This is a genomic window from Nonomuraea phyllanthi, assembly GCF_006334985.2.
Lineage (GTDB): Bacteria > Actinomycetota > Actinomycetes > Streptosporangiales > Streptosporangiaceae > Nonomuraea > Nonomuraea phyllanthi.
This window is the reverse complement of record NZ_VDLX02000030.1, coordinates 53250-64531: the sequence shown is the minus strand read 5'-3', so window position 1 is coordinate 64531 and position 11282 is coordinate 53250. Positions and strand designations below refer to the sequence as shown.

12 protein-coding genes are annotated in these 11282 nt (G+C 73.6%); 4 read left to right on the top strand and 8 right to left on the bottom strand.

Annotated elements, in window-relative coordinates; all coding sequences use genetic code 11:
* Positions 1 to 6: 6 nt before the first annotated feature.
* The 3 genes from FH608_RS47445 to FH608_RS47435 form a co-directional block, all read right to left on the bottom strand.
* A complete protein-coding gene (locus tag FH608_RS47445; protein WP_139637790.1) occupies positions 7 to 1185 on the bottom strand; it encodes a sensor histidine kinase in 1179 nt (392 codons plus the stop codon).
* 27 nt (positions 1186 to 1212) lie between these two features.
* A complete protein-coding gene (locus FH608_RS47440) occupies positions 1213 to 1617 on the bottom strand; it encodes an HIT family protein (protein WP_139637789.1) in 405 nt (134 codons plus the stop codon).
* A 107-nt stretch (positions 1618 to 1724) separates the two neighbouring features.
* Positions 1725 to 2450 (bottom strand): DUF1838 family protein, encoded by a 726-nt coding sequence (locus FH608_RS47435; protein ID WP_139637788.1) that lies wholly within the window; start codon positions 2448 to 2450, stop codon positions 1725 to 1727.
* Positions 2451 to 2502: 52 nt separating this feature from the next.
* Between FH608_RS47435 and FH608_RS47430 the strand changes: the two genes are divergently transcribed.
* Both FH608_RS47430 and FH608_RS47425 read left to right on the top strand, forming a co-directional pair.
* Positions 2503 to 4005, top strand: coding sequence for an MFS transporter (locus FH608_RS47430; protein WP_193319039.1), 1503 nt, complete (start codon positions 2503 to 2505; stop codon positions 4003 to 4005).
* Positions 4006 to 4653, top strand: a complete 648-nt coding sequence (locus FH608_RS47425) for a TetR/AcrR family transcriptional regulator (RefSeq protein WP_139637786.1) — start codon at positions 4006 to 4008, stop codon at positions 4651 to 4653. It abuts the gene before it with no gap.
* 6 nt (positions 4654 to 4659) lie between these two features.
* Here the strand turns inward: FH608_RS47425 and FH608_RS47420 are convergent, their stop codons facing one another.
* From FH608_RS47420 to FH608_RS47405, 5 genes are all read right to left on the bottom strand, one after another.
* Positions 4660 to 5106, bottom strand: coding sequence for a protease inhibitor I42 family protein (locus FH608_RS47420; RefSeq protein ID WP_226900531.1), 447 nt, complete (start codon positions 5104 to 5106; stop codon positions 4660 to 4662).
* Positions 5107 to 5198: 92 nt separating this feature from the next.
* On the bottom strand, positions 5199 to 5903 hold the full coding sequence (locus FH608_RS47415) for a DUF3618 domain-containing protein (protein WP_139637784.1): 705 nt from the start codon (positions 5901 to 5903) through the stop codon (positions 5199 to 5201).
* Entirely contained in the window at positions 5900 to 6280 is a 381-nt protein-coding gene (locus FH608_RS47410; protein WP_139637783.1) for a phage holin family protein, read from the bottom strand. Before FH608_RS47410 ends, FH608_RS47415 begins: the two co-directional genes overlap by 4 nt.
* 50 nt (positions 6281 to 6330) lie before the next feature.
* Positions 6331 to 6507: a hypothetical protein gene (locus FH608_RS52240; protein WP_153264146.1), complete on the bottom strand. Its 177-nt coding sequence runs from the start codon at positions 6505 to 6507 to the stop codon at positions 6331 to 6333.
* Positions 6508 to 6536: 29 nt separating this feature from the next.
* On the bottom strand, positions 6537 to 7304 hold the full coding sequence (locus tag FH608_RS47405; RefSeq protein WP_139637782.1) for a class I SAM-dependent methyltransferase: 768 nt from the start codon (positions 7302 to 7304) through the stop codon (positions 6537 to 6539).
* A 139-nt stretch (positions 7305 to 7443) separates the two neighbouring features.
* Between FH608_RS47405 and FH608_RS47400 the strand changes: the two genes are divergently transcribed.
* A complete protein-coding gene (locus FH608_RS47400) occupies positions 7444 to 10515 on the top strand; it encodes a DEAD/DEAH box helicase (protein ID WP_139637781.1) in 3072 nt (1023 codons plus the stop codon).
* Complete coding sequence (locus tag FH608_RS47395; protein WP_139637780.1) at positions 10515 to 11276, top strand: SWIM zinc finger family protein; 762 nt, start codon at positions 10515 to 10517, stop codon at positions 11274 to 11276. Before FH608_RS47400 ends, FH608_RS47395 begins: the two co-directional genes overlap by 1 nt.
* Positions 11277 to 11282: the final 6 nt, after the last annotated feature.

Here is an 11282-nt window from a genome sequence, read left to right as displayed (position 1 = left end):
TCAACATCAACGGGCAGAGACGCCTGGGTGATATTTCGGCAACCTGACGTTGACCTTGGTGCCGGCTCCCTTGGCGGTCTCGACCACGAGACCGTACTCGTCGCCGTACACCTGGCGCAGCCGCTCGTCCACGTTGGCCAGCCCGACGCCGCCCGTCGCGGCGATGTCACCTGCGAGGATGCGGCGCAGCCGGTCGGGGTCCATGCCGAGCCCGTCGTCCTCGACGCTGATGCGGCACTCGGCGCCGCCGTCCTCGGCGATGATCGTGATGCGGCCGACGCCGTTGCGGCTTTCGAGGCCGTGCCTGACGGCGTTCTCGACGAGCGGCTGCAGGCACAGGAACGGCACCGCGACCGGCAGCACCTCCGGCGCGATGCGCAGCGTCACCTGGAGCTGGTCGCCGAACCTGGCCCGCTCCAGGATCAGGTAGCGGTCGATCGAGCGCAGCTCCTCGGCGAGCGTGGTGAACTCGCCGTGCCGGCGGAAGGAGTAGCGGGTGAAGTCGGCGAACTCCAGCAGCAGCTCCCTGGCCCGCTCCGGGTCGGTGCGGACGAACGAGGCGATCGTGGTGAGCGAGTTGTAGATGAAGTGCGGCGAGATCTGCGCGCGCAGCGCCCGCACCTCGGCCTCCATGAGCAGCGTGCGCGAGCGGTCCAGCTCGGCCAGCTCCAGCTGCGAGTCGACCCAGCCGGCCACCTCCTGCGCGGCCCGCACCAGGCCCGCCGAGGCGTTCTGCCCGTAGGCGGCCAGGGCGCCGACCACGCGGTCGTCGGTGGTGAGCGGCACGACGACGGCGTGGCGGATGGGGCATTCGAGCAGGTCACAGCCGATGGTGAGCACCTGGGTACGGCCGTCCTGCAAGGTGGCCGCCGCGTGCTCGAACGCCTGGCCCGCGTGGTGGTCGCCGGCGCCGTCGTACACCAGGAGCCGCTCGCCGTCGGTGATCGCCAGCGCGGCGGAGCCGAGCAGCGCGCGCAGGTGCCGCGAGGCGCGCTCGGCGCCGTCGGCGGTCAGCCCGGCCCGCAGCGGCGGCCCGGCCAGCGAGGCGGTGTGCAGGGTCTCGAACGTGGCCCGCTCCGCCGGGCTGGTGCCCAGCTCGCGGCGGCCCCGCAGGACCCGCCAGAGCAGGATCGCGGGCACGCTGACGAGCGCCGCGACCACGGCCACGCCCACGACGTACTCCACGCCGGGGAGCTTAACCCAGGCGCCCGCTCAGAGGGCCTTCGCGATGAGGTCCGCGTACGACGTGGCCTCCTCGGCGGAGGCGTACGTCGTGCGCGGCCAGAAGAAGCCGCGCAGCCCGTCCTTCTTCCTGCGCGGCACGACGTGCACGTGCAGGTGGGGGACGCTCTGGCTGACGCGGTTGTTCATGGCCACGAACGTGCCGCCCGCCTCCAGCCCCTGCTCGACGGCCCTCGCCATGGCCTGCACCCGCTCGAAGAACGGCCCCACGCCGGCCAGGTCGGCCAGCGTCTCCACGTGGACCCGGGGCACCACCAGCACGTGCCCCTTGAAGACCGGCCGGCTGTCGAGGAACGAGACCGCCACCTCGTCGGAGTGCACCATGGTCGCCGGTCGCTCACCTGCGATGATCTCGCAGAACAGGTCAGTGCTCACCTGCCGACCCTATCCGCGAGGCCGCCCCACCCGCGCCCCACCCACTTCGCGAGGCCGGCCGGCCCGCCCGCCCGGTCAGCGCCGCGCTGACCGGCCCCTCCGCCCGGTCAGCGCGGCCGTCCCGCCTGTTCGGCGAAGGCCGTCCAGCTGGTCATGTTGGGCGCCGACCACTCCTCCGGCGCGTGCAGGAACCGCTCGCCGGCCCGCCCGGCCACCTCCGCGCGCAGCCGCTCGGGCACCTCGGCCACCTTGGCGCCCCGGCAGTGGTAGACCAGCCCGCCGCCGCGCTGCCCCATCGCCATCCACGGCAGCCACGGCGACACGCGGCACCAGGAGAACGCGCACGGCACGTCCGGCCTCCCGGAGTCGAGGTCGGCGGCCGAGACGAAGAACTGGAACAGCTCCAGCGCCCGGTAGGTGTCGCTCGCCGAGTTGTCGGGATAGTCGGCGACCTTCAGCGGCGAGGGGTAGGCCAGGCGCACGTCGACGTTGAAGACCACCTGGTCGCCCAGGCGGGTCGCGGGCACGGGATAGGCGCCGAGCCGCTGGTTGACCGGGTCGTTGAAGACGTGCCGCACCTCGACGGCCCGGCCCGTGAACGGGTTGTCCCAGGTGTCGAGCACCTGCCTCGTCGCGGGGTCGAGGTAGAGAGCGGCCTCCCTGGTCAGCAGCCGCCGGTCGCCGTCGGCCCCGACCGCCCTGGCCACGTTGAAGCCCTCGAACCCGAACAGGTGGTGCGGCCCGCCGTCGTCCTGCCAGCCGTACACGTCGCCGGTCCAGTAGGAGATCGTCTCCGCGCCGTCGGCGGACGCGCGCACCCGGATGAAGTCCATGATCCCCACAGTAACCCGTTGCTTCGCGACACGATGTTGCTATCTTAGCGACATGACGTTGCTAACCGGGGCGCGGCAGCAGAGCTGGCTCCCCCTCTTCGTGCTCGGGGTCGGGATGTCGATGATCATCATCGACGCGACCATCGTGAACGTGGCCGTGCCCGCGATCATGGCCGATCTCGGCCTGACGGCCACGGACGTCGAGTGGGTGAACTCGATCTACTCGCTGGCGTTCGCGGCCCTGCTCATCCCGCTCGGCCGCACCGGTGACACGCACGGCAGGCGGCGGATGTTCGCGATCGGGCTGGTCGTGTTCCTGGCCGCCAGCATGCTGGCGGCCGCGGCGGGCAGCGGCACGCTGCTGATCGGCGCGCGGGTCGTCCAGGGCGTCGGCGCCTCCATGGTGGTGCCGATGACCCTCGCCATCATCAACGCCCTCTACACCGGCCCGCGCAGGACCGTCGCGTTCGCCGTCTGGGGGTCGATCATCGGCGGCATGGCCGCGCTCGGCCCGCTGCTCGGCGGCTGGCTGGTGACCGACTTCGGGTGGCGCTGGGCGTTCTGGGTGAACCTCCCGATCGGCCTGCTGGTCCTGCTCGGCACCCTCAAGGTGCCCGAGTCGCGCGACCCGCGCGCGGGCGGCATGGACGTGCCGGGCGGGCTGCTGTCGGTGCTCGGCACGACGTCGCTGGTGTTCGGGCTGATCGAGGGCCAGCGGTACGGCTGGGGCGGCCCGATCCTGCTCGCGTTCCTGCTGGCGGTGCTGGCGCTGACCGCGTTCGTGCTGGTCGAGCGGGCCAGGGCGCGGGCCGGACGCCCGGTGGTCCTGGACTTCTCGCTGCTCGCCATCCCGTCCTTCCGTTACGGCGGCGCGGCCGCGATGATCATCTCGCTGGGCGAGTTCGGCATGATCCTCGTGCTGCCACTCTTCCTGCAGTCGGCCATCGGGTTCAGCGCGTTCCAGACCGGGCTGATCATCGCCTCGCTGGCCGGCGGCACGTTCCTGGCGGGCGGCCTCGTGCCGAAGCTGCCGCTGGCGCCACGGGTCATCGTCCGCGTGGGGCTCGCCCTCGAAGCCGCCGGCGCCATCGCGATCGGCCTGGCCGTCTCGCCCTCGCTCGGCCCGTGGACGCTGGTGCCCTGGCTCGTCGTGTACGGGATCGGCATCGGGTTCGCCTCGGCCCAGCTGCCGAACGTCATGCTGGCCGACGTACCGGCCCGCCAGTCCGGGGTGGCCTCGGGGCTGCAGAGCACGGTCCGCCAGCTCGGCGCGGCCATCGGCATCGCGGTGCTCGGCGCCGTCCTGGTGACCGGGCTGGACCAGGCCATGGCCGACCACCTGCCCGGCTCGCCCCAGTTGCGCGCCGCCGTACGCGAGAGCGCGGGCGCGGCCGTCGCGGGCATCAGGGACCCCGCGCGGCACGCCGCGGCGGTCGCCGCCTCGGCCGAGGCCACCGGCCGGGTCACCATCGTCGCGGGGATCGTGCTGCTCGGCGGCGTCGGCGCGACGCTGCTGCTGCCCGATACTGGGGGAAGGCGACGCGAGGAGGAGTGAGTGCCGAGGATCAGCGCGGCCACGGTGGCCGACCACCGGGCCAGCCAGCACGCCGCCCTGCTGGCGGCGGCGATGGAGATCCTGGCCGCCGAGGGCGCGGCCGGGCTCACCCCGGCGGCCGTCGGGGCACGCGTCGGGCTGGCCCGCTCCAGCGTCTACCGCTACTTCTCCTCGACCGCCGACATCCTGGCCCAGCTCGTCGAGGACGCGATCCCGCGCTGGGCCGGCCGGCTGGAGAGCGCCACCGCGCGGGGCGGCGGGGCGCGGGAGCGGGTGCGGGCGTACGGCGAGGTGACGCTGTCGTTCGCGACGCACCCCGACTACGCCCTGCTGCGCGCCCTGTCGGCGGTCGAGCTGCCCCCTGAGTGCAGGGACCGGCTGGACGAGCTGCACCAGACGCTGATCGCCCCGCTCCGCGCCGTCCTGGCCGACGCCGGGGAGCCGCACCCCGGCCTGGTGGCGCAGCTGGGGTGGAGCGTCCTGGGCGAGGGGATGCGCCGGCTCGCCGCCGCCGCGGGGCCGGCGACGGACTCATCGGCGGGTCCGTCAGCGCACCCATCGGCGGACCCGTCGGCGGAGGCGGTCGAGGACCCGGCGGTGATCATGGAGACCACGCTCACGGTGCTGTGCCGTGCGGTCCTGCCCTGACCGGGCTCAGGGGACCATCGTGGGAGGCGCCGGCTTGACCGTCACCGCGAAGATCGCCTCGCCGGACTGCTGCCTGCTGCGCTCGTCAGGCGGCGTCGTGGCCTGGCCGCACCGCCAGCAGTCACGCAGCCTGATCTCGGTCGTCCCGGCCTTCTTCCCGTTGAACACGAAGTACGTCGTGCCGCCGGCCCCCACCCCGTCGCCCTCGCCCTCGTGCTCCTCGCTGATGAACGAGGCCACCTTCGGGTCGGGCACGGCGGTCAGGTCCCACTGGTCGCCCACGGACGAGTTGTCGGCGACGGCCAGCGAGAAGCGCTGACCGGGCCGCACCTCGACCTGCACGGTCGCCCCCTTGGCGCCCTTGACCACCGCGCCGAGGTCGCTCACCGCCGAGCCGCCACCGCAGCCGGCGGCGAGCAGGACCAGCAGGGCGGCGGCGGCCGTTCGACGCATCACTCCGGCAGGCTATCGGCCCGCCCCGCCCATCAGCGTGGCGGCTCGGCCGTAACGGAGCGAACGCCCGGCGCCGGCGGTACCGCGGGCGGTCAGCGGCACATGCGGCGGCGATCACGCATCAGGCCGCCGAGTCCGACGGCGGCCGCGGCGCCGCCCGCCGCCATGAGCAGCATGGGCATCTTCGGCCGCCCGCTCGGCGCGCCGCTCCCGCCCTCGCGGACCTTGCCCGCGACCTGCCCCTTGATCTGCGACGTCTTCCCCCTGAAGGAGCCGACCATGCCCAGCGCGCGATCCTTGGCGGCCCCCGCCGCCTGCCCAGCCCTGGCCTTCACGTCGGCCTTGGCGGCGAGCGCGCTCACGGTGTCGGCCAGCTCTCTCCTGGTCTCCTCGATCTCCATGCGGAGCTCGCGGGCGCTCTGGTAGCGCACCCCCGGCTCGGTGTACGGCGACCGGTAGCGCGCCCCGTCCCCCACGGGCGCCGACTCGTGGTGTGCCGTCCCGCTCCGCGCGGGCGAGGACCCGTGATGGGTCCTGCCGCCCTGCCCGGGCACCGACCGCTCCTCGCCCTGCTGGTGCGCGGCGGCCTCGGCGCGCTCGTCGGGGACGGGCGGCTCAGGGATGAAGGTTTCGTGCCCCTCGCGGGCCTCGGCCGCGCGACGGGCGTTCTCCGCCGCGCCGGGCCTGGTGGGAGGGACGTTGATGGACTCGTGATCGGTCGGCAGGCCCACAGTGGCCCGGCGGGCGCCGATGTCGCCCGCGTGCTGCTCGATGTGTCCCGGGTCGGTCTCGCTCATCGCCGTGCACTCTCCTTGACCATGTCGATGTCGGCCCTGACGCTCGCGAGGGTCTCCGCCGGCATCGGCGGACCGACCCGCTTGACCTGGCTCCTGCCGGTCAGGCCGAGGAGCGCGGCGATGAGGAACAGCCCTCCCGCCACGATCAGGGCGGCCGCCCACGCGGGCAGAACCAGGGCGATGGCCAGGATGACGGTCGTCACGAGTGCCGCGCCGCCGAAGAACGCGGCCATCCCCGCCGCCCCGAACAGGCCAGCGCCGAATCCGGCGCGTTTGCCCTTCGCCGTCAGCTCCATCTTGGCCAGGCGCAACTCGTCCCTCACGAGCCTGGAAACCTGCTCGGAGAGGTCGGTGACCAGCTTGTGGGTATCGTTCACGACGTTCGCCTCCTCCGCTGAGGATGGCGCCTACCCAGACAACCGGCCTTCTATCGCCGCGCGCTCCGCCTGGCGACCTTGAGCAGCAGTCCGAGGGCGGACACGGCGGGGTCCTTCTGCACCTCGCACCAGTCGTCCGGCTGCTTCGGCTTGCTCCACGGCGAGGGGAGCTCGCAGGAGGGAGCCTGCGGCTTGGGCCGCTCGCACCACGGTTCTGGACGGTTCATACCGCCCATTCTAATCCTTCAGGTGCCGCTTATATAAGGTTCGCCTTGTCCTCAGCCCTGTCGCAGATCAGGTGGGTGAGCGCGGCCACCCCTCGGTAGGGGTCGGTCCTGCCCGCCCGCTCCTCCGCCGCCAGCAGCGCGCCGAGGTCGCCGGGAATGGGCGCGTCGTCGGGCACGGCGTCGCAGAACACGCGCACGCCGTACCACTGCCGGACCTCCAGCCCGTGTACGGCGAGCCGCCGCGTCAGCTCGTCCCGCCGGTCGGCCCTGGCGCTGACGCCCAGCCGGTTGACGTAGCGGGTGTCGTCGAACGCCCGCACCGCCTCCCCCCAGGCGCCCATGAGGCCGGGCCGCATGGCCAGGGCGTCGCCGTTGCGCACGAGCAGGGACAGGACGCCACCGGGGGCCAGCAGCCGGGCGAGGTCGGTGAGGAGCGGGCCGGGGTCGTCGGCGTACATCAGCACGCCGTGGCAGAGCACGACGTCGAACCTGCCCGGCTCGAACAGCTCCCCCAGCCGCTCGGCCCGGGCCAGGATCGTGCGCACCGTCATGCCCGGCTGGATCCCGGCCTCCAGGAGGCGGAGCAGGTCGCGGGAGGCGTCGAGCGCGGTGACGTGATGGCCCCTGGCGGCCAGCCTGAGCGCCTGGGTTCCCTGGCCGGCGCCGACGTCGAGGACGTGGCGGCGGGTGGCGGGGAGGTGTTCGGCGAGCTGGCGGGTGACGAGGTCCTGCCGGACGACCTCACGCAAGGTGCCCAGGCGCTCGCGCCACCTGTCCTCCGCCTCCGAGAAGCGCATGCCATGATCCTAAACGTCCCCGATTTCCCACCCACCACGGGCACCCGGTACCGGCCGCACCCGCCCCAGGGCGGCCGCGCGCGGGTGGGTGCCGTCGGGGGCGGGACCGATCTTCGGGACGCGGCGGTAATCTGCCGGGGTGCTGGTACATGGGGTCTGGTCGGCCGAAGGGCTCGCCTTCTGGGCGGAGAGTGCCGACGCCGTGTCCCCGGCGGGCCGGCGACGGTCCGGCGACGGGCAGGTGCACCCGTTCGCCGCGCCGGCGGGCGACATCGCGGCCGTGCTGGGCCTCGACGAGCCGCCGTCCCGCACCTTGGAGCTGCTCCTGCCCGGCTCGGCCAAGGAGCCGCTGCCCTCGCCGGAGACCGGGCGGCTGCCTGAGACGGCGCGCCCCCGGCTGCGGCTGTGGCGGGTCCCCGCCGTCGTGCCGTCCGCCGCGCAGGCGCTGCAGGTGCCGGCCGGGCACGGGAGCACCGCGACCATGCGCCACTGGGCCGCCGTCGCCGACTTCGCCCGCGACCTGGTACGCCGGGGCCGCGTCGTCCCCCACCTCGTCCCCGGCGCACCGCACACCGCCGCCTCAGACCCCGGCGCGCCGCACACCACTCCCTCTCACCTCGGCGCGCCGCGCACCGCCGCTTCGGGCGGAGGGGTCGCGGGTGCGCCGCTCGCCACCGGCCCGCACCCCGCCCAGGAGGGCGAGGCCGGGGACGTCATGGCGATGTGGGCGGTGCCGGTCGCCGATGCGCGGGCCGTGTGGCGGCCGGTCGTCACCGGGGCCGACGCCGCCTACTTCCGGGAGCTGGCGCTGGCCATGCCGCCCGCGTGCCGGACCTCGCGTACCGAGCGGCCCTCCGCGCGCGTCCTCCAGGAGGCGCTGGAGGCGTTCACCGACGCGCTCGTCCGGCAGGCGCTCACCGAGCCGCTGGTCGCACGGGCGAGGACCCCCCACGAGCGGTGGCTGGCCGCCCTGACCGGTGACGCGAACGCGTGTCCCGACGTGCCCGAGCTGCGCCAAGAACTGGAGAGGTGGCACAGGAGCGTCGCGGCGGCCGAGGGGGCGACGCGGGTGTGCTTCCGGTTGCTGGAGCCCGCCGCCGACGACGAGTGGCGGGTGGAGCTGGCGCTGCAGGCGGCCGACGACCCCAGCCTGTACGTCCCGGCCGCCCGGGTCTGGGACGGGGAGCCGGTGACCGGGCTGCCGGGCCGGCCCGAGCGGGAGCTGCTGGCCGGGCTGGGCCGCGCCGTCAGGCTCTATCCGGAGCTGGATCAGGCCCTGCGCGGCCCCAGGCCGAGCGAGCTGGCCCTGGACACGCACGGCGCGTTCGGGTTCCTGCGGCAGGCGGCGCCGTTGTTGCAGGCGGCCGGGTTCGGGGTGCAGCTGCCGCGCTGGGCCGGCCGCTCGAAGCTGGGGTTGAAGCTGACCACCAGGACGAAGGCGCAGTCGGCGGCCACGGGCCAGGGGCTCGGGATGCGGGAGCTGGTCGACTTCCGGGTGGACCTGGCGGTGGGCGGCGAGACGATCAGCGAGGCGGAGCTGGCCGAGCTGGCCAGGCTGAAGGTGCCGCTGGTCAGGGTGCGCGGCCAGTGGGTGGAGCTCGACGACCGGCAGCTGAAGGCCGCGCTGAGGGCCGTGGAGGGCGCCCGTACGGGCGAGGCGAGCGCCGAGGACATCCTGCGTCACGTCATCCAGGGCGACGACGAGCTGCCGCTGGTGGCGGTGGACGCCGACGGCGTGCTGGGCGACCTGCTGTCCGGGCAGGCCGAGCGGCGGCTCGTGCCGATCGGGACGCCGGCGGGCCTGGACGCCACGCTCCGGCCGTACCAGGAGCGGGGGCTGGCCTGGCTGAGCTTCCTGTCCGGGCTCGGCCTGGGCGGGGTGCTGGCCGACGACATGGGGCTGGGCAAGACCATCACCACGCTGGCGCTGCTCGTCCACGAGCGCGCCGCCGTGCCCACGCTGCTGGTCTGCCCGATGTCGCTCGTGGGCAACTGGCAGCGGGAGGCGGCGCGCTTCGCGCCGGGGCTGCGGGTGTACGTGCACCACGGCAGCGGGCGCGACGCCGCCAGGATCCCGGAGGCCGACCTGGTGATCACCACGTACGGCACCGCCCAGCGCGACCTGGAGACCCTGCGGGAGCACGAGTGGCGCAGGGTCGTGTGCGACGAGGCCCAGGCGATCAAGAACAGCGGCACGCTGCAGGCCAGGGCCGTGCGCTCGATTCCCACCGGCACGCGCCTCGCCCTGACCGGCACCCCGGTCGAGAACCACCTGGCCGAGCTCTGGTCGATCATGGAGTTCGCGAACCCGGGGCTGCTGGGGCCGCGTTCCCGGTTCAGGACGCGGTTCCAGGAGCCGATCGAGGCCCGCCAGGACGAGCAGGCGGCGCAGGCGCTGAAGCGGGCGACCGGGCCGTTCATCCTCCGGCGCGTCAAGACCGACAAATCCATTATTTCGGATCTGCCGGAGAAGCTGGAGGTCAAGGAGTGGTGCCCGCTCACCACGGAGCAGGCCACGCTCTACCAGGCGGTCGTGGACGACATGCTGGACAAGATCGACGGCAGCGAGGGCATCGAGCGGCGCGGCCTGGTGCTCGCCACGATGGCCAAGCTCAAGCAGGTCTGCAACCACCCGGCCCACCTGCTCAAAGACGGCTCCCGCCTATCCGGAAGGTCCGGCAAACTCACCCGCTTGGAGCAATTGTCCGAAGAAATCCTCGCAGAAGGTGAAAAAGCTCTACTTTTCACGCAATATGCGGAATTCGGGACGATGCTCCAGCCGTACCTCGCCCAACGGCTCGGCACCACCGTGCTCTGGCTGCACGGCGGCCTGCCCAAGAAGACCCGCGACCGCCTCGTCGAGCGCTTCCAGCAGGACGACGAGCCGATGCTGTTCGTGCTCTCGCTCAAGGCGGCCGGCGTCGGGCTCAACCTGACGGCCGCCAACCACGTCGTCCACGTCGACCGCTGGTGGAACCCGGCCGTCGAGGACCAGGCCACCGACCGGGCGTTCCGCATCGGGCAGCGCAAGAACGTGCAGGTGCGCAAGCTCATCTGCGCCGGCACCCTCGAGGAGCGCGTCGACCGGCTGATCGAGCGCAAGAAGGCGCTGGCCGAACGCGTGGTCGGCACCGGCGAGGACTGGCTGACGGACCTGTCGACCGAGGAGCTGCGCGAGGTGTTCCAGCTGACGGCCGAGGGGGTGGGCTGATGGCCTGGTTCGAGGCGGGGAGGCCGATCAGGGTCGAGGGCGGCATCAAGGCCCGCACGCAGCGCGGCAGCATCGGCTCGACCTGGTGGTCGCGGCGCTTCATCGACATCCTGGAGCGCGTCTGCGACAAGGGCCGTCTCTCCCGTGGCCGCGCGTACGCCCGCCAGGGCCAGGTGCTGTCCATCGAGCTGTCCCCCGGCGAGGTCACGGCGGCCGTCCAGGGCTCGCGGCACGACCCGTACGAGGTCGTGATCAGGATCGAGGCGTACGGCGAGCGCCGCTGGGCCGCGGTCGAGGAGTCGATCGCCGAGCAGGCCGTGCACCGGGCCAAGCTGCTGGCCGGCGAGATGCCCCCGGAGATCGAGGAGGTGTTCGCCGCGCTGGGGATCGACCTGTTCCCGCGCGAGCTCGACATGGACTGCTCGTGCCCCGACTGGGGGTTCCCGTGCAAGCACCTGTCGGCGGTGCTCTACCTGCTGGCCGAGTCGTTCGACGACGACCCGTTCCTGGTGCTGGCCTGGCGCGGGCGCACCCGCGAGCAGCTGCTCGGCTCGCTGGCGGAGGACGCGCCGGGCCTCGAGGTGGCGGACGTGCCGTTCGCCGACCGGCTGGCCGACTTCTACGCGCCGGGCGCGACGGCGCACCGGCCGGAGCGCCGTCCCACGGCCGCCGCCCCCGACCTGCTTTTGCGCGTCTTCCCGCCGCCCGCCGGGCTGGCCCGCCCGCTCGCCCCCGCCTACCGGGCGCTCGGGGATCTCTGAGGCGTG

Excerpts from the sequence above, each read along its gene's own strand:
- FH608_RS47395 (WP_139637780.1), top strand. The coding sequence starts at position 10,515 with ATGGCCTGGTTCGAGGCGGGGAGGCCGATCAGGGTCGAGGGCGGCATC.
- FH608_RS47405 (WP_139637782.1), bottom strand. The coding sequence starts at position 7,304 with ATGCGCTTCTCGGAGGCGGAGGACAGGTGGCGCGAGCGCCTGGGCACC.
- FH608_RS47420 (WP_226900531.1), bottom strand. The coding sequence starts at position 5,106 with ATGCGTCGAACGGCCGCCGCCGCCCTGCTGGTCCTGCTCGCCGCCGGC.
- FH608_RS52240 (WP_153264146.1), bottom strand. The coding sequence starts at position 6,507 with ATGAACCGTCCAGAACCGTGGTGCGAGCGGCCCAAGCCGCAGGCTCCC.
- FH608_RS47430 (WP_193319039.1), top strand. The coding sequence starts at position 2,503 with ATGACGTTGCTAACCGGGGCGCGGCAGCAGAGCTGGCTCCCCCTCTTC.
- FH608_RS47415 (WP_139637784.1), bottom strand. The coding sequence starts at position 5,903 with ATGAGCGAGACCGACCCGGGACACATCGAGCAGCACGCGGGCGACATC.
- FH608_RS47435 (WP_139637788.1), bottom strand. The coding sequence starts at position 2,450 with ATGGACTTCATCCGGGTGCGCGCGTCCGCCGACGGCGCGGAGACGATC.